This is a genomic window from Streptomyces sp. NPDC008317 (genome assembly GCF_042955955.1).
Taxonomy (GTDB): domain Bacteria; phylum Actinomycetota; class Actinomycetes; order Streptomycetales; family Streptomycetaceae; genus Actinacidiphila.
Genome location: NZ_JBIBFQ010000003.1, coordinates 578,663 through 595,595, shown reverse-complemented (window position 1 = coordinate 595,595; position 16,933 = coordinate 578,663). Strand labels below are relative to the sequence as shown.

The window sequence follows — 16,933 nt, the reverse complement described above, 5'->3', positions numbered from 1 at the left end:
GACGCGGCAGGCAACGAGCGAGGAGACAGCGTGAGCGAGTCGGGGCCGGGCAGGGCGGAGAACGGGACGGTCACGGGCGAGGACGAGGTCGTCGACCTGTGCAGTGAGCTGATCCGGATCGACACCAGCAACTACGGCGACCACTCGGGGCCGGGAGAGCGGGCGGCGGCGGAGTACGTCGCGGAGAAGCTCGCCGAGGTGGGCCTCGAACCGCGGATCTTCGAGTCGCACCAGGGCCGGGCGTCCACGGTGGCGCGGATCGAGGGCGAGGACCGCTCGCGGCCCGCGCTGCTGATCCACGGGCACACCGACGTGGTCCCGGCCAACGCGGATGACTGGACGCACCACCCGTTCTCCGGCGAGATCGCCGACGGCTGCGTGTGGGGCCGGGGCGCGGTCGACATGAAGGACATGGACGCGATGACGCTGGCGGTCGTACGCGACCGGCTGCGCAGCGGGCGCAAGCCGCCGCGCGACATCGTGCTCGCCTTCGTCGCGGACGAGGAGGCGGGCGGTGTGTACGGCGCCCGGCACCTGGTCGACAAGCACCCCGACCTCTTCGAGGGCGTGACGGAGGCGATCGGCGAGGTCGGCGGCTTCTCCTTCACCGTCAACGAGAACCTGCGGCTGTACCTGATCGAGACCGCCCAGAAGGGCATGCACTGGATGCGGCTCACGGTGGACGGCACCGCGGGGCACGGCTCGATGACCAACAACGACAACGCGATCACCGAGCTGTGCGAGGCCGTCGGGCGGCTCGGCAGGCACGAGTTCCCGGTCCGCGTCACCAAGTCCGTCCGCGGCTTCCTCGACGAGCTGTCGGACGCCTTCGGGGTGGAGCTGGACCCGGAGGACATGGAGACGACGCTCGCCAAGCTCGGCGGCGTCGCCAAGATGATCGGCACGACCCTGCGGAACACCGCGGCCCCGACGATGCTCGGCGCGGGCTACAAGGTGAACGTGATCCCCGGCCAGGCCACCGCCCACGTCGACGGCCGCTTCCTGCCGGGCTACGAGGAGGAGTTCCTGGCCGACCTCGACCGGATCCTCGGCCCGCGCGTCAAGCGCGAGTCGGTGCACTCCGACAAGGCGCTGGAGACGGACTTCGACGGCTCCCTGGTGGACGCCATGCAGCTTGCCCTCAAGGCGGAGGACCCGATCGCGCGCGCCGTGCCGTACATGCTCTCCGGCGGCACCGACGCGAAGTCCTTCGACGACCTGGGCATCCGCTGCTTCGGCTTCGCGCCGCTCCAGCTCCCGCCGGAGCTGGACTTCGCCGGGATGTTCCACGGTGTTGACGAGCGGGTGCCGGTGGACGGCCTGCGGTTCGGGGTCCGGGTGCTCGATCGTTTCATCGAGAACTGCTGACGGTTCGGCCGCCCGTACGAGTACGGGCGGCCCGGATCGCTGGGACGAGTGAATGATCCAGTGCTTTCGTAGCTCTATTCCTCCGGCTTCGTTACGACGTGTGTGGTCCGCGGCTGGGACCGCACTTGTCAATCAGGAGGAAGAAAATGATCAAGAAGGTCGTAGCCGCTGCGGCTGTCACCGGCGGTCTCGTGCTCGCGGGTGCGGGCATGGCTGTCGCCGACTCCGGCGCCCAGGGCGCCGCTGTGCAGTCGCCCGGTGTGCTGTCCGGCAACCTGATCCAGATCCCCGTGCACGTGCCGGTGAACCTGTGCGGCAACACGGTCTCCGTGATCGGTCTGCTCAACCCGGCCTTCGGCAACTACTGCGTCAACAAGTAGTCCGAAGGCGTTCGGAACCCCTGTGGTCCGAACCGTCGGAACCGGCCCCGGAAGCGCGTATGCCGCGCTCCGGGGCCGGGCCGTGTCTGCGGCGGACCCCGCGTCCCACCGTCGCGCGTCTCACCATGTGGCCCGCACCTGGCGGATGATCCGGCGGCGCAACCGCACTCTGCGGCTGCCGTCGGGGTAGAGGCGCACCCGGTCCAGTTCCCAGTGCCCGTACTCGGCCTCGTCCGTGAGCAGTCGTGTCGCGTCCTTGCGGGAGACCCCGCGTGCGACGTACATCTCTCTGAATTCGTATTCCGGCATCGCATCTATTGTGCGGGCAACGCCCCGGTGCGGATAGCGTCTGCCTCATGTCTGATGACGTGCAGCCCACCGTTGCCGAGGTCCGAGCCGCTGTCGAGGCGGTCAAGGCCGCGCTGGACCGCCACCTCGAGGCGATCGAGAACCGTACGGGCGAAGACGATCCCGCCGTCTACGCGGCGTTCGAGTCGCTGGCTTCGGCCGCCGAGTCGTATGACGAGTTGCTGTACGACACCTACGACGAGGTGACTCCCTTCGAGGTGCCCGCGGGCGACTCACTGCCGGAGTACACCGGTCCCGAGGACCCGGAGGCCATCAGTGTGCTGATCCGCCGCGACTACACGATCGTTGAGCCCACCCGGCTGTTCGCGCAGGCCAGAAGGGCCGATGACGGCGACGGCGCGGCGGACGCCACGGTGAACGCGGCGGTCGGGGTGATCTTCGGCGAGTACGAGCCGGACGAGATCGCCCAGCGCCACAAGGAGTTCGGCCTGGAGGAGGGCGACTCCACGGTGTGGGTGTCGGCCGTGCCGGAGGCCGCGGAACCGGGGGAGTGGCTGGACGCGCCCTTCGAGCAGGCCGACCCGCAGCTCGTCATCTGCCGCTTCGACGTGAGCGCCGTCTTCGACGACGAGCTGAGCGTGCTCGACCCGGACTGAGCGGGTCGCCCGAGCGCCAGGAGGGGGCGGACAGCGGGCGCTGTCCGCCCCCAGGCGCGTCCGGAGCCGGTGGGCGGCGGGACGGGTCCGTACGGGCCCGCCGGGCCGGTGGGCGGCGGCTGAGCCGTACGGAGCCGCCGGGCCGGTGGGCGGCGGCTGAGCCGTACGGGGCCCGCGCCGCCCGTCAGTCGGCGGCCAGCTCCCGCAGCACGGTCACCAGCCGGGTCGTGCGCGGCGCGGCCTGGGGACCGGCCACGGCCTGGGCCAGGCCCTGATCGGCGCCCTGGACGACCGACAGGTGCCGCTCGCCGCGCGCGAACGCCGTGTAGACCCAGGACCGGGTGAGCAGCGGCCCCGCGTCGCCCGGTACGACCACCACGACCGCGGGCCAGCGCATCCCGGCCGCCTGGTGCCCGGTGATCGCCCAGGCGTGCCGTACGGTCGTCGCCACGTCCGCGCGCGGCACCAGCACCGGCCCGTCCTCGCACTCCAGCCGCAGTCCGTCCGGCTCCGCGCCGACGACCGTGCCGGGCAGCGTACGGCCGGGGACCGGTACGTGGACGACGCGGTCGCCGGGGTCGAAACCGGCGAAGCGGCCGGGGCCGGGATTCAGCCGTTCTTTGAGCGCCGCGTTGAGCACGCGGGTGCCGACCGCGCCGCCGTGCCCCGGCGTGATCACCTGGGTCCGCTCCGCCGGTACGCCGATGGCGCGCGGTACGGAGTCGGCGACGAGCTGCACCGTACGGTGCACGGCCTCGCGCGGGTCGCGTACGGGGACGACGACGACCTCCTTGTCCGGGGCCTCGACCGGGGCGAGTTCGCCGATGCCGATGAGCGAGACCAGCTCGCCGATCGGGCCGGGGTCCGGGGTGCGGGAGGCGACCCGCGGGCAGGACTTGGCGGCCAGCATGTCGGCGAAGGCCAGACCGGGGCCCGCCGACCACATCGCGTGCTCGTCGCCGCTGAACACCAGCCGGGCGCCGTCCGGCACCGCCTCCACCAGCGAGGCGGCCTCCTCGATGCCCAACTGCTGGGCGTCGAGCACCGCGAGCAGGTCCAGGGCGAGGGCGCCGTCGCCGGACCTGCCGGGGCCCTGCGTACCGGCCAGCAGCGCCTCGACCGTCACGGCCGCGTCCTCGCCGAGCGCCTCGGCCAGCCGCCGCCTGCCGTTCGCCGTGTACGCGGCGGCGTACGCCCGCAGGCCCGCCGCGCGCGCCGCGGCCACCAGGGCGGTCGGCTCCTCGCGGGCCGCCTCGCCGCCGGAGTGCACGACCAGGCCGCTGCCCGCGGCGGCCCTGATCAGCTCCGCCGCCGACTTCGACGGCGCGCCCGCGGCGGCCTTCTCCCAGTCCGTGCCGTGGTCGCCCTCGAAGGAGCGCAGCAGCCGCACACAGCCGTCCGCCAGGCTCTCCTCCGCCAGCGCGTACCGGTCGAGGCCGATCAGCAGCGGTACGTCCGCCGCGCCGTCCTCGCCCTCGTCCTCCTCCTCGCTCGCGGCCTCCGAGGCCGTCGCGGGGTGCGCGGGGTGCTCGGGGAAGACGAGCACCTGGCCGTCGGCCACGGCGGAGGCCACGGCCGCCGCCGGGTCCGGTACGGCGCGGGCTGCCAGCTCCGCCTGTAGCTCTGCCGACCGCAGGGCTGTGTGCCCCTTCTCGGCGGCGCGCTCCAGCAGCCAGCCGACCAGCGCGTTCGCCCGCCGCTCGTCGTCCGGGCGGCACTGCGCGCCGAGCAGCGCGCGGGCGAAGGTGTCCGCCGGTTCCACCCGTACGCCGGGCAGGCCGAGCACCAGCCACGGGTCCTCCCGCAGTGCCTCCCCCGCCCGCTCCCCGAGCGCCCTGACCGCCGCCTCCGCCAACTCCCCTGGCGCGCCGCCCTCTTCCAGCACGGCCTTCGCCGCCGCGACGGCCGCCGGATCAACGGCCGCCTTCCGCAAGCCGCCCTCGCGCACCCGCGCCCCGGCCGAAGCCGCCCCGCCGCCGGACGCCGCGCCCGCCCCGGCCCGAGGCCGCGCCTCGACACCGGCCGCCGCGCCCGCCCCGGAGGCCGCCGGAGCCTCGCCGTGGCCCTCGCGCCCGTCCTGAGGGCCGTCGGCCCCGGCCGATGCCTGCGGCGTGGTGCCGGGACCTGTGACTCCGCTCTGGGGCGCGTCGGCCCCGGCGGACGGCCGCGGCCCCGGGGCAGGACCCGTGGCTCCCGACGCGGGTCCGTCCGCCCCGGCGTCCGGGGCCGTAACTCCCGTCTCGGACGCCTCCGTTCCGGCCCCTGACGGCTCCTCGGCGCCGTCCTCGTCCCCGCTCCCGTCCGTCGCCTCCACGGACGACTGGGCGTCGTCTGTCGCCTCCGCGTCGGCCTCCGGCGCACTGTCCGCGCCGTCCGTCCCCGCCGGGGCACCGGCGCCGACCTCCGCCGCCTCCGCGGCCTGCATGGTGGCGGCCTCCGCCGCCATCGCCTCGCGCCGCTTGCGGCGGGCTTCGGCCGCGTCACCGCGCGGCGCGGGCGCCGCCGGATTGTCGCCGCGCTCGATCGAGCGGACGGCGGCGGCCAGCGCGGCCACGTCGGCGACCGGCTTGGCGGCGGCACGGCTCCCCGGCACCGCGGCGGACGCCGTGCCCGTGGGCCGCTCCTGCGGGGCCGTCCGCGAGCCGCCCCCGGAGGACGGGCCGTCCGCGGCGGCCGGTGGGTTCGCCGGGCCTCCGGCGGGGCCGCTCGGCGGCGGGGGAGTGGGGGATTCGGTCACTGCGGCCTCCGTGGGGTGGTGGACCGGCGGGAGGCTTGCGTGCCGTTCAGAGCGTGCTCCAGTCGTGGTCCGGATAGCGGTGCAGGGGTGCTGACACGTCGTCGAGCGCCAGGCAGATCTCTTCCGGAAGCGTAAGCGCCTCCACTGACAACGAGGCGATGAGCTGCTGCGCGTTGCGCGCGCCGAGGATGGGGGCGGCGACACCGGGCCGGTCGCGTACCCAGGCGAGGGCGACGTGCAGCGGGGAGACCGCCAGGCCGTCGGCCGCTATCGCGAGGGCGTCCACGATGAGCCGGGCGGTCTCGTCGAGGTAGGGGGCGACGAAGGCGGCCATGTCGTCGGAGCCGCCGCGCGACTCGGGCGGCGTGCCGTTGCGGTACTTGCCGGTGAGCACACCGCGGCCGAGCGGCGAGGAGGGCAGCAGGCCGACCCCGAGGTCGATCGCGGCGGGCAGCACCTCGCGCTCCACGCCCCGCTGGAGGAGCGAGTACTCCATCTGCGTACTGGCCAGCGGCGTCCGCCCGGGCGCGGCGAGCTGCCACGCGGCGGCCTTGGCGAGCTGCCAGCCGCAGAAGTTGGAGACGCCGACGTACCGCGCGCGGCCGGAACTGACGGCGATGTCCAGCGCCTGGAGCGTCTCCTCCGTGGGCGTACCGGGGTCGAAGGCGTGCACCTGCCAGAGGTCGACGTAGTCCGTGCCCAGCCGCTGCAAGGACGCGTCGAGCGCGGACAGCAGGTGTCCGCGCGAGGCGTCGAACCGCCGGTCGGGGTCCGGCACGCTGCCCGCCTTGGTGGAGATCACCAGATCGGCCCGCGGCACGAGATCCTCGATCAGCCGCCCGAGCAGATACTCGGCGCCGCCGTCGGCGTACACGTCCGCCGTGTCGACCAGGCTGCCCCCGGCGTCCCAGAACGCCTTGAGCTGGTCGGCGGCGTCGCGTTCGCCGGTGTTGCGTCCCCAGGTGAGCGTGCCGAGACCGAGTCGGGACACGCGCAACCCGGTGCGGCCCAGGTGCCTATGCTCCATGGGCGCTGAGATTACTGCCCGCACCGGCCGAATGGGCGGCAGTGACGTACCTGACAGGGCCCCGTGCCGCGGCGGGGCGCTACAGTCCGGAGGTACAACGACGTTACTCGCCAGTATGTCGGCGGACGACGGCGGTGACATGACAGCGAAGACCTGACAGCGACGGACGCGAGAGCGACGGACGCGAGAGCGACGACGCGACAGCGACGACACGGCGGCGGAAAGAGGAGCGGTATGCGGCTCGGGATCAACCTCGGCTACTGGGGCGCCGGGATGGACGCGGACAACCTCGCCGTCGCCCAGGAGGCGGACCGGCTCGGCTACGACGTGTGCTGGGCCGCCGAGGCGTACGGATCCGACGGCCCCACCGTGCTCTCCTGGGTCGCCGCGCAGACCGAGCGGATCGACGTCGGCTCGGCGATCTTCCAGATCCCGGCGCGTGCCCCCGCGATGACGGCGATGACCGCCGCGACCCTGGACTCGCTGTCCGGCGGCCGGTTCCGCCTCGGTCTCGGCGTGTCGGGCCCGCAGGTCTCCGAGGGCTGGTACGGCGTCAAGTTCGACAAGCCGCTCTCCCGCACCCGCGAGTACGTGGAGATCGTCCGCAAGGCGATGTCCCGCGAGCGGCTGAGCTACGAGGGCGAGCACTGGACGCTGCCGCTGCCCGGCGGCCCCGGCAAGCCGATCAAGCTCACCGTGCACCCCGAGCGCGAGCACATCCCGCTCTACATCGCCGCGATCGGCCCGAAGAACCTGGAGCAGACCGGCGAGATCGCCGACGGCGCCCTGCTGATCTTCCCGTCCGCCGCGCACCTGGAGGACACCGCGCTGCGGCACATCAGGGCCGGGCGCGAGAAGGCCGGTCTGACGCTGGACGGCTTCGACGTCAGCCCGACCCTGCCGCTCGCCCTCGGCGAGGACGTCCCGGCGCTGGCCGACATCTTCCGCCCGTACACCGCGCTGTACGTCGGCGGCATGGGCAGCCGCAAGCAGAACTTCTACAACCAGCTCGCGCAGCGCATGGGGTACGAGAAGGAGGCCGCCGAGATCCAGGACAAGTACCTGGCGGGCGACAAGAACGGCGCGGGGGCGGCCGTGCCGCAGGACCTCATCGACTCCACCTGCCTGCTCGGCACGGTCGACCGGATCGCGGACCGGCTGCGCGAGTACGCCGACGCCGGGGTCACCACGCTCAACATCACGCCCGCCGGATTCACGCGGGACGAGCGGATCGCGGGCGTACGGGCGGGCGTCGAGGCGCTGGAGCGGGCCGGGCTCGCGGGGGCGTAAGGCGAGGACGTGACGACGGGTCGGCCCGAAGGGGGCCGGCCACGGCCCCGTGCTGATGTCGGTCCGATGGGCCGGTCATGGCCCCGTGCCGCTCGACGCGCGCGGGGCCGTGCGCGGCGCCCGCCTCGACGCGGCCCAGCGCCCGTCCTCATGACGGCCCGGCCCGGCCCAGCGCCGCGCTCAGCTCGGTACCAGCCGCCCCAACAGCCGCCCGAAGGCGATGAGTCGCGCTATCTGCCCGGCGCCGCCGTCGTCCAGGGACTTGCTGAAACGGAACGCCTCGGGGCGGAATTTGGCGGAGGCGACCGGCAGCGGCGAATCCGGGTCGGCCTGCACCGCGCTCATCTCGTGCGGCATCGCGGTGGCCAGCACCAGATAGACCCCGCGGTCGATCCGCTGCCCGCCCTCGTCGCGGCCGACCAGGGTGCGCATCCCGACGTGCCCGATCGAGTCCAGCGGCAGCACCTGCACCGACGAGTCCAGTACGGTGCCGCCCGGCGCCTTGTCGTCCGCCAACTCCTCGCTGTGCCACAGGATCAGCCGCCGCCCGTCGCACACCGCGGCCTCCTGCCACACCGAGGTGCCCGCCTCGGTCAGGTCGACCACCCGCTCCAGGGTGAAGCCGCGCACGCGCCGGCGGCCCAGCACACCCTCGATGGCGTCGAGCGCGACGTCCGCGTGCAGGAAATACGCGTCGGCGGCGTCCTCCAGGCGGCCGTACGGAGACCAGTCAGAGCCGGCCGGACCACTCCGGCGCGCGCTCGGACGGCTCCTCGTCGCCTTGCTGAACATCTCCACCTGCTTCGCCATCCCGACTGCTGCCCGAAAACTGAAGGGCCCCCCGACCCCTAGACCTTACCTATGAGGCAAGTCGGCGAGGGCTAGGCCGGGGGCAGTGGATCGCAGGGAATTCAGCGGCCGTGGTGGGGGCTCGGGGGGATCTTCCCCGCCACGGCCGTCACCCAGCACAACGGGTCGGCGGCGGAAGGGTTACGGTGGCGGACATGCCCACCGTGATCCTTGTCCGGCACGGCCGGTCGACCGCCAACGCCGACGGAGTGCTGGCCGGATGGAGTCCGGGCGTCGCCCTGGACGACACCGGCCGGGCCCAGGCGACCGTGCTCGCCGCCCGACTCGCCGCACTGCCGCTCGCCGCCGTCGTGTGCAGTCCGCTGCAACGCTGCCAGGAGACCGTAGGACCGCTGCTCGACACGCGCCCCGAGCTGCCGCTGCACACCGACGAGCGGGTCGGCGAGTGCCACTACGGCGACTGGACGGGCCGCAAGCTGGCCGAACTGGCGGAGGAGCCGATGTGGGCGACCGTCCAGCGGCACCCCTCGGCGGCCGTCTTCCCCGGTGAGAACGGCGAGTCGCTGCGCGCGATGCAGGCCCGCGCGGTGGACGCCGTACGGGACTGGAACGCCAGGATCGAGGCCGAGCACGGGCCCGACGCGCTGTACCTGGTGTGCTCGCACGGCGACATCATCAAGTCGCTGGCCGCCGACGCGCTTGGCATGCACCTAGACCTCTTCCAGCGGATCAGCACCGACCCCTGCTCGGTGACCGTCATCCGCTACACCCCGTACCGCCCCTTCCTGCTCCGACTCGGCGACACCGGCGACCTGACCCCGCTGATCCCGCCCCCGCCGCGGGACAAGCCGCACGACAAGGCGCAGGGCAACGAGGACGACGCGGTCGTCGGAGGCTCCACCGGCGCCCTGTGATCAGCTTCCGCAGTAGGGTGGGGGACCGGCAGTGGAACCAGTGAATGCCACCAGAACGCATCGCGCCAAAGCAGCGATTCAGTCGAGATAACGGAGCGGGACGTGCCCCGTCAGGTCTTCTTCTACGAGCAGCCGGACCGTTTCGTGGCCGGGACAGTCGGCCAGCCGGGTCAGCGGACCTTCTTCCTCCAGGCCACCGCGGCGGGCAGGACCACCAGCGTGGCGCTGGAGAAGACGCAGGTCGCGGCGCTCGCCGAGCGGGTGGACGAGCTGCTGGACGAGGTGGTGCGCAGGTCGGGCGGCAACGCCTCGGTACCCGCCGTCGCCCCCGCGGAACTGGCCGACTCCGCCCCGCTGGACGCCCCCGTCGAGGAGGAGTTCCGGGTCGGCACCATGGCCCTGGCCTGGGACGGCGCCCACGAGCGGATGGTCATCGAGGCGCAGGCGCTGGTCGAGCTGTCCGGTGAGGACGAGGACGACCTGGAGGCGGCCGAGGAAGAGCTGCTCCAGGACGACGAGAACGGCCCGCCGCTGCTGCGCGTCCTGCTGACCGGCGCCCAGGCCCGCTCCTTCGCCAAGCGCGCGCTCGACGTGGTCTCCGCGGGGCGCCCGCCGTGCCCACTGTGCAGCCTCCCCCTGGACCCGGAAGGACACGTATGCCCGCGTCAGAACGGGTACCGGAGGTCGGCCTGAGCCCCGGCACCGAGGCCCTCGTCCACGGCGAGCTGACCGTGCGCGGCCAGGTGCGCGACGCCTCCAACGCCGTGCTGTTCTGCGAGACCGAGTACGAGGGCCGCGCGCTCGCCTGCGTGTACAAGCCGGTGGCCGGGGAACGCCCGCTGTGGGACTTCCCCGACGGCACCCTGGCCCAGCGCGAGGTGGCCGCGTACCTGGTCTCCGAGGCGACCGGCTGGGGCCTGGTGCCGCCCACCGTGCTGCGCGACGGACCGTACGGCGAGGGCATGGTCCAGCTCTGGATCGACCCGCCGGACCTGACCGCGGACACGGATTCGGGTACGGATACGGATACGGAAGCCGGCCCCGACGAGGCCCCGGACGCCGCCGCCGACCCCAACTCCGACACCGACACCGACCCCGCGCAGCCGGAGCTCTTCGGGCTGACCGAGGACACCGAGCCCGCCCCCGGCTGGAAGCCCGTCGTCGAGGCCCGGCTGGAGAACGGCCGCACCGCCCTGCTGGTGCACGCCGACGACATACGCCTGCGCCGCCTGGCCGTGCTGGACGCCGTCATCAACAACGCCGACCGCAAGGGCGGCCACCTGCTCCAGACCGCCGACGGGCGGCTCTACGGCATCGACCACGGAGTGACGTTCCACACCGAGGACAAGCTGCGCACCCTGCTGTGGGGCTGGGCGGGCGAGCCGCTGCCGGACGAGGCCGTGGCCGTACTGCGCAAGCTCCAGGCGGAGCTGGCGGGGGCGCTCGGCGACCGGCTCGCCGAGCTGATCACCCCCGCCGAGACGGCCGCCGTACGGGCCAGGACCGAGCGGCTGCTGCGGTCGGGAGTGCATCCCGAGCCCGGCGGCGAGTGGCCGTCGATCCCCTGGCCGCCGGTCTGAAGCGGGGCGCTCCGGGCCGTCCGGGAGAGCGTTCCGGCAGCGCGCCCGAGCCGCCTCGTCCGGCATTGCCCCAGCTCCGGTTCGTTTGCCAGTCGTCTGCACGGTTAATCTCATGACATGCATGCCTGGCCCGCTTCCGACGTCCCCGCCCTTCCCGGCACTGGACGCGCACTCCGTCTCCACGACACCGCGACCGGTGGGCCGCTGACGATCGATCCGGGCCCGGTGGCCCGGATCTACGTCTGCGGGATCACCCCCTACGACGCCACTCACCTGGGGCACGCGGCCACGTACAACGCGTTCGACCTCGTGCAGCGCGTGTGGCTCGACACGAAGCGCCAGGTGGAGTACGTCCAGAACGTCACGGACATCGACGATCCGCTGCTGGAGCGGGCCAACGCGACCGACGTCGACTGGGTCGAGCTGGCCGAGCGGGAGACCGCGCTGTTCCGCGAGGACATGACCGCGCTGCGGATGCTGCCGCCCGCCCACTACATCGGCGCGGTCGAGGCCATTCCGGGCATCGTCCCGCTGATCGAGCGGCTGCGGGACGCGGGCGCGGCGTACGAACTCGGCGTCGACACGTACTTCTCGATCGCCGCCGACCCCGACTTCGGCAAGGTCTCCGGGCTCGACGCCGCCACGATGCGCGCGCTCTCCGCCGAGCGCGGCGGCGACCCGGACCGGCCGGGCAAGAAGAACCCGCTGGACCCGATGCTGTGGATGGGCGCCCGCGAGGGCGAGCCGAGCTGGGACGGCGGCTCGCTCGGCCCCGGCCGCCCCGGCTGGCACATCGAGTGCGTGGCCATCGCGCTCGACCACCTCGGCATGGGATTCGACGTCCAGGGCGGCGGCTCCGACCTGGCCTTCCCGCACCACGAGATGGGCGCCTCGCACGCCCAGGCGCTCACCGGCGAGTACCCGTACGCGAAGGCGTACGTGCACGCGGGGATGGTCGCGCTGCACGGCGAGAAGATGTCGAAGTCCAAGGGGAATCTGGTCTTCGTCTCCACGCTGCGCCGCGACGGCGTCGACCCGGCGGCGATCCGGCTCGCGCTGCTCGCCCACCACTACCGCGCCGACTGGGAGTGGACCGACGCCGTGCTCGCCGAGGCGGTCGAGCGGCTCGCGCGCTGGCGGGCCGCCGTCTCCCGGCCGGACGGGCCGTCCGCCGACGCGCTGCTCGAAGAGATCCGCGAGGCGCTGGCCGACGACCTCGACGCGCCGCGCGCCCTGGCCGCCGTGGACCGCTGGGCCGCCGCGCAGGAGTCCGAGGGCGGCACCGAGACCGGCGCGCCCGGCCTGGTGTCGCGCACGGTGGACGCGCTGCTCGGAGTCGCGCTGTAGCCCGCACACCCCAACCGCCCCACCCGTGACCGCCCTTGGACTCACCCCGAGTCCGAGGGCGGTTTCCGTTCCGCTTCCGTTCCGCCCATGGTCCCATGCTCGATTTTGCGCTAAACACGCTTCATGCAAACAAGAGTGCGCACTAGAGTGGCGCTGGTCGGTGCAGCCGTGCTCGGTCTGCTCATGGCCTTCACGGGACCCGGCGGCGCGCAGGCCGCCGCACCCACCGCGACCGCCGAGACCTCCGTGGGGGACGTGACCGGCTTCGACCACGCCGGCGCCGTCTACCGGCTGCACGCGGGTCAGGCCCTGGCCCGGGTCAGCTTCGTGTCGGCCGACACCTTCCGCATCGAACTGGCCCCGGACGGCGCCTTCACCGATCCGACCGGCGACGACATCGTCCTGCCGCAGGGCGCGCCGCCCGCCACACGCTGGAAGGACGCGGGCGACGCCTACGAGTTGAGCACCTCGGCCGTCACACTGCGGGCCTACAAGGCGCCGCTGCGCTTCGCCCTCTACCGGGCCGACGGCACCCGGGTCTGGTCCGAGACGAAGCCGCTGAGCTGGACCAAGGACAGCACGACCCAGACCCTCGACCGCGGCGCGGCCGAGCAGTTCTACGGCGGCGGCATGCAGAACGGCCGCGGCAACACCTCGCACCGCGGCCAGACCCTCCAGGTCGGCGTGGACGGCAACTGGAACGACGGCGGGCACCCCAACTCCGTGCCGTTCTACCTCTCCACGGCCGGATACGGCGTCTTCCGCAACACCTACGCGCCCAACACCTACAGCTTCGGCGAGCCGGTGACCGCGAGCGCCGAGGAACAGCGCTTCGACGCCTACTACTTCGCGGGCGACGCCAAGAGGGTGATCGGCGACTACACCAAGCTGACCGGCAAGCCCTTCCTGCCCCCGGTCTACGGCCTGGAGCCGGGCGACTCCGACTGCTACCTGCACAACGCCAACCGCGGCGAACGCCACACCCTCGACGCGCTCGACGTGGCCGCCGACTACACCGCCAACGACATGCCCAACGGCTGGATGCTCGTCAACGACGGCTACGGCTGCGGGTACGAGAACCTGCCGGAGACGTCGGCGGGCCTGGCGAAGCAGGACATGAAGCTCGGCCTGTGGACCGAGGACGGCCTGGACAAGCTCGCCGACCAGGTCAAGGCGGGCCAGCGGGTCGCCAAGCTCGACGTGGCCTGGGTCGGCGACGGCTACAAGCACGCGCTGGACGGCTGCAAGGACGCCTACCAGGGCATCGAGGACAACAGCGACGCCCGCGGCTTCACCTGGGCGCCGGAGAGCTGGGCGGGCGCGCAGCGCTGCGGCGTGCAGTGGTCCGGCGACCAGTACGGCACCTGGGACTACATCCGCTGGCAGATCCCGACCTACGCGGGCGCCACGATGTCGGGCCTGGCCTACACCTCGGGCGACATCGACGGCATCTTCGGCGGCAGCCCCGACACGTACACCCGCGACCTGGAGTGGAAGTCCTTCCTGCCCGCCGTCATGACGATGGACGGCTGGGCCGCCAGCGACAAACAGCCCTATCAGTACGGGGAGCCGTACACCTCGATCAACCGCCAGTACCTCAAGCTCAAGGAGTCGCTGCTGCCGTACATGTACAGCTACGCGGCCGAGGCGAACAGGACCGGTGTCGGCGCGGTGCGCCCGCTGGCGCTGGAGTACCCGGACGACCCGGTGGCGGCGACCGGCGCGGCGAAGTACGAGTTCCTGTCAGGGCAGGACTTCCTGGTCGCGCCGGTCTACGAGGACTCCGCGGTGCGCGACGGCATCTACCTGCCCAAGGGCACCTGGACCGACTACTGGACCGGCCGGATCTACCAGGGGCCGACCACGGTCGACGGCTACAGCGCGCCGCTGGGCACCCTGCCGCTGTTCGTCAAGGCCGGTGCCGCCGTGCCGATGTGGCCCGGCATCAGGTCGTACCGGGACCGTACGGCCGACTCCCCGGTGGCCTGGGACGTCTACCCGCAGGGCACCTCGTCCTTCACCCTCTACGAGGACGACGGCGTGACCCGGCAGAGCCGCGCGGGGAAGTACGCGCGGCAGAAGGTCACGGTCACCGCGCCGAAGTCCGGCGCGGGCGAGGTGACGGTGGACGTCGGCGCGAGCGTCGGCGACTTCCGGGGCAAGCAGACCGCCCGGCCGTACGCGTTCACCCTGCACACCGGTGACGCGCCCGGCGCGGTGCTGCTCGACAGCAAGGTGCTGCCCCGGCTGGGCACCGAGGCCGCCTTCGACAAGGCGACGCAGGGCTGGTGGTACGACCCCGCCGACCGCGGGGGAGTGGTCCGGGTGAAGACCGCGACCCGGTCCACCGCACAGGCGTTCCGGCTGCGGCTGGCGGGCTCCAGCGCGCTCGGCGGACGTGTGCCGGGCTCGGCCGCGGTGGTCTCCGCGCCCGCGGGCCAGGAGACCGGCGCCGGGGTCGCCTCCGACGTCGCCGTGGACCTGACCGCGGGCAAGCTGCCGGTGGTCGGCGCCAAGGTCTCGCTCCGGGCGCCGGACGGCTGGAAGGTGTCGGCGCCGCAGACCGTGCCCGTGCTGACCGCGGGGAACACCAAGCGGCTGCGCTTCTCGGTGACACCGCCCGCCGGGGTCACGGCCGGACAGGCCGTGCTCACCGCGCGGGCCGACTACCTGTCGTCGGCGCCCGGCCGGGTCGCCGTCCAGCCGTTCGCGGTCGCGGCGATGCCCGCGCCGCCGACGGCCGACACGTATGCCGGGGATCTGACCTGGCTGACCTCGACCAACGGCTGGGGGCCGCCGGAACGCGACCGCAGCAACGGCGAGTCGGGCGCGGCCGACGGGCACACGCTGACCCTGGACGGGATTACGTACGCCAAGGGCATCGGGGCGCACGCGGCCTCCGACGTCGAGGTGTACCTCGGCGGCCGGTGCTCGGTGTTCACCTCGGACGTGGGCATCGACGACGAGATCGGCGGCTACGGCTCGGTGACCTTCTCCGTCGTCGCGGACGGCGTCACGCTGTGGACCTCGCCCGTGCTCACCGGGGCGTCGGCCACCGTGCCGGTGTCGGTACCGGTGACCGGGGCCCGGCACGTCCATCTGAAGATCACCCCGGCGGCGACGTCGCTCAGCGGTGACCACGGGGACTGGGCGGGGGCGCGGTTCCACTGCGCGTGACCGGTTGAGGGTGAGGGGTGCGCGCGGCGCGCCCCCCTCACCCCCGTCCGTCGCGCGGTCTACTCCTCGCGGCCGTCCCCGTCGCCGTCCCCGTCCCCGTTTGGGGCGTCCAGGTCGCCTTCCCCGTCCTTGGCGGCCTCGGTCTCCGTGTCGGCGTCGGGGGCGGCCTTGCGGTCGGCCTTCTTGTCGGCCTCGGCCTCGGCTGCGGCGTCCTTGTCGGCGCCGTCGTCCGTATCGGTGTCCGTGCCCGCGCCCGCGCCGCTGTCCGGGTCCAGCCGCGGCGACTGCGCACGGTCCCGGAACTGCGGCACCCCGCCGTCACCCTCGCTCGCGTACTCCCCGGCCTGCGGGTCGCGGCGGCGCAGATAGCGCTCGAACTCCTTGGCGATGGCCTCACCCGACGCCTCGGGCAGCTCCGCGGTGTCCCGCGCCTCCTCCAGCGTCTGGACGTACTCCGCGACCTCGCTGTCCTCGGCGGCGAGCTGGTCCACGCCGACCTGCCAGGCGCGCGCGTCCTCGGGCAGCTCGCCCTGCGGGATGCGCAGGTCGAGCAGGTCCTCGAGGCGGTTGAGCAGCGCCAGGGTGGCCTTGGGGTTGGGCGGCTGCGACACATAGTGCGGCACCGCCGCCCACAGGCTCACCGCGGGGATGCCCGCGTGCGTGCACGCCTCCTGGAGGATGCCGACGATGCCGGTCGGCCCCTCGTAGCGCGACTCCTCCAGATTGAGCGTCGTCGCCAGGTCGGGGTCCGAGGTCACCCCGGTGACCGGGACCGGCCGGGTGTGCGGGGTGTCGCCGAGCAGCGCGCCCAGCACCACGACCATCTCGACGCCCAGCTCGTGGGCGAAGCCCAGGATCTCGTTGCAGAACGAGCGCCAGCGCATGCTGGGCTCGATCCCGCGGACCAGCACCAGGTCGCGGGGCTTGGGCGTCGTGATCCTGACGACCGAGAGCCGGGTCGTGGGCCATACGACCCGCCGTACCCCGGCGTCCATCCAGACCGTGGGGCGGTTCACCTGGAAGTCGTAGTAGTCCTCGGCGTCGAGCGCCGCGAAGACCTCGCCCTTGAACTCCCGGTCCATGTGCCCGACCGCGGTCGAGGCGGCGTCCCCGGCGTCGTTCCAGCCCTCGAACGCGGCCACCATGACCGGGTCGATCAGCTCGGGTACCCCCTCGAGCTCGATCACCCAGCGCCTCCTTCCGACCGGAGGGGAGCGGTGCCGTCCCCGTACCGGCTGCTGTTCCTGCACGTGCGGCACCAGCCTACGGCGTACCGAGGCCGGTGCCGTGGTTCTCGTAGCTGGATGATCCCCAGCGCGGCCCCCGATGAGTCACCGG

14 protein-coding genes are annotated in these 16,933 nt (G+C 73.2%); 9 read left to right on the top strand and 5 right to left on the bottom strand.

All coding sequences use genetic code 11. The features are described from left to right. Positions 1-30: 30 nt before the first annotated feature. Positions 31-1,368 (top strand): M20/M25/M40 family metallo-hydrolase, encoded by a 1,338-nt coding sequence (locus ACFY9V_RS12270; protein WP_355333086.1) that lies wholly within the window; start codon positions 31-33, stop codon positions 1,366-1,368. Between the two features lie 146 nt (positions 1,369-1,514). Next, a complete protein-coding gene (chpH, locus tag ACFY9V_RS12265) occupies positions 1,515-1,748 on the top strand; it encodes a chaplin ChpH (RefSeq protein WP_355333084.1) in 234 nt (77 codons plus the stop codon). Positions 1,749-1,868: 120 nt separating this feature from the next. Here the strand turns inward: chpH and ACFY9V_RS12260 are convergent, their stop codons facing one another. Beyond that, positions 1,869-2,057 (bottom strand): DUF5703 family protein, encoded by a 189-nt coding sequence (locus ACFY9V_RS12260; RefSeq protein WP_188283518.1) that lies wholly within the window; start codon positions 2,055-2,057, stop codon positions 1,869-1,871. Positions 2,058-2,104: 47 nt separating this feature from the next. On the opposite strand from ACFY9V_RS12260, the gene ACFY9V_RS12255 reads away from it, so the two are divergent. Continuing rightward, a complete protein-coding gene (locus tag ACFY9V_RS12255) occupies positions 2,105-2,713 on the top strand; it encodes a hypothetical protein (protein WP_391161087.1) in 609 nt (202 codons plus the stop codon). 184 nt (positions 2,714-2,897) lie between these two features. Here ACFY9V_RS12255 and ACFY9V_RS12250 read toward each other — a convergent pair whose 3' ends face one another. Then, entirely contained in the window at positions 2,898-5,138 is a 2,241-nt protein-coding gene (locus ACFY9V_RS12250) for a helix-hairpin-helix domain-containing protein (protein WP_391161386.1), read from the bottom strand. A gap of 358 nt (positions 5,139-5,496) precedes the next feature. Further along, positions 5,497-6,477 (bottom strand): aldo/keto reductase, encoded by a 981-nt coding sequence (locus ACFY9V_RS12245; protein WP_355333079.1) that lies wholly within the window; start codon positions 6,475-6,477, stop codon positions 5,497-5,499. Between the two features lie 234 nt (positions 6,478-6,711). On the opposite strand from ACFY9V_RS12245, the gene ACFY9V_RS12240 reads away from it, so the two are divergent. Next, positions 6,712-7,767, top strand: coding sequence for an LLM class F420-dependent oxidoreductase (locus ACFY9V_RS12240; protein ID WP_355333077.1), 1,056 nt, complete (start codon positions 6,712-6,714; stop codon positions 7,765-7,767). Between the two features lie 180 nt (positions 7,768-7,947). Here ACFY9V_RS12240 and ACFY9V_RS12235 read toward each other — a convergent pair whose 3' ends face one another. Then, complete coding sequence (locus tag ACFY9V_RS12235) at positions 7,948-8,577, bottom strand: hypothetical protein (protein WP_355333075.1); 630 nt, start codon at positions 8,575-8,577, stop codon at positions 7,948-7,950. Between the two features lie 194 nt (positions 8,578-8,771). Between ACFY9V_RS12235 and ACFY9V_RS12230 the strand changes: the two genes are divergently transcribed. From ACFY9V_RS12230 to ACFY9V_RS12210, 5 genes are all read left to right on the top strand, one after another. After that, positions 8,772-9,491 (top strand): MSMEG_4193 family putative phosphomutase, encoded by a 720-nt coding sequence (locus ACFY9V_RS12230; RefSeq protein ID WP_391048270.1) that lies wholly within the window; start codon positions 8,772-8,774, stop codon positions 9,489-9,491. Between the two features lie 102 nt (positions 9,492-9,593). Continuing rightward, entirely contained in the window at positions 9,594-10,184 is a 591-nt protein-coding gene (locus ACFY9V_RS12225; protein WP_355333071.1) for a DUF3090 domain-containing protein, read from the top strand. Beyond that, on the top strand, positions 10,148-11,071 hold the full coding sequence (locus ACFY9V_RS12220; RefSeq protein WP_391161084.1) for an SCO1664 family protein: 924 nt from the start codon (positions 10,148-10,150) through the stop codon (positions 11,069-11,071). The genes ACFY9V_RS12225 and ACFY9V_RS12220 overlap by 37 nt, the downstream gene beginning before the upstream one ends. A gap of 117 nt (positions 11,072-11,188) precedes the next feature. After that, a complete protein-coding gene (gene mshC / locus ACFY9V_RS12215; RefSeq protein WP_391161082.1) occupies positions 11,189-12,418 on the top strand; it encodes a cysteine--1-D-myo-inosityl 2-amino-2-deoxy-alpha-D-glucopyranoside ligase in 1,230 nt (409 codons plus the stop codon). Positions 12,419-12,541: 123 nt separating this feature from the next. Next, positions 12,542-15,595, top strand: a complete 3,054-nt coding sequence (locus tag ACFY9V_RS12210) for an NPCBM/NEW2 domain-containing protein (protein ID WP_391161080.1) — start codon at positions 12,542-12,544, stop codon at positions 15,593-15,595. A 59-nt stretch (positions 15,596-15,654) separates the two neighbouring features. Here ACFY9V_RS12210 and ACFY9V_RS12205 read toward each other — a convergent pair whose 3' ends face one another. Then, positions 15,655-16,782: a PAC2 family protein gene (locus ACFY9V_RS12205; RefSeq protein WP_391161078.1), complete on the bottom strand. Its 1,128-nt coding sequence runs from the start codon at positions 16,780-16,782 to the stop codon at positions 15,655-15,657. Positions 16,783-16,933: the final 151 nt, after the last annotated feature.

Excerpts from the sequence above, each read along its gene's own strand:
- chpH (WP_355333084.1), top strand. The coding sequence starts at position 1,515 with ATGATCAAGAAGGTCGTAGCCGCTGCGGCTGTCACCGGCGGTCTCGTG.
- ACFY9V_RS12260 (WP_188283518.1), bottom strand. The coding sequence starts at position 2,057 with ATGCCGGAATACGAATTCAGAGAGATGTACGTCGCACGCGGGGTCTCC.
- ACFY9V_RS12255 (WP_391161087.1), top strand. The coding sequence starts at position 2,105 with ATGTCTGATGACGTGCAGCCCACCGTTGCCGAGGTCCGAGCCGCTGTC.
- ACFY9V_RS12250 (WP_391161386.1), bottom strand. The coding sequence starts at position 5,138 with ATGCAGGCCGCGGAGGCGGCGGAGGTCGGCGCCGGTGCCCCGGCGGGG.
- ACFY9V_RS12245 (WP_355333079.1), bottom strand. The coding sequence starts at position 6,477 with ATGGAGCATAGGCACCTGGGCCGCACCGGGTTGCGCGTGTCCCGACTC.
- ACFY9V_RS12240 (WP_355333077.1), top strand. The coding sequence starts at position 6,712 with ATGCGGCTCGGGATCAACCTCGGCTACTGGGGCGCCGGGATGGACGCG.
- ACFY9V_RS12235 (WP_355333075.1), bottom strand. The coding sequence starts at position 8,577 with ATGGCGAAGCAGGTGGAGATGTTCAGCAAGGCGACGAGGAGCCGTCCG.
- ACFY9V_RS12230 (WP_391048270.1), top strand. The coding sequence starts at position 8,772 with ATGCCCACCGTGATCCTTGTCCGGCACGGCCGGTCGACCGCCAACGCC.
- ACFY9V_RS12220 (WP_391161084.1), top strand. The coding sequence starts at position 10,148 with ATGCCCGCGTCAGAACGGGTACCGGAGGTCGGCCTGAGCCCCGGCACC.
- mshC (WP_391161082.1), top strand. The coding sequence starts at position 11,189 with ATGCATGCCTGGCCCGCTTCCGACGTCCCCGCCCTTCCCGGCACTGGA.
- ACFY9V_RS12210 (WP_391161080.1), top strand. The coding sequence starts at position 12,542 with ATGCAAACAAGAGTGCGCACTAGAGTGGCGCTGGTCGGTGCAGCCGTG.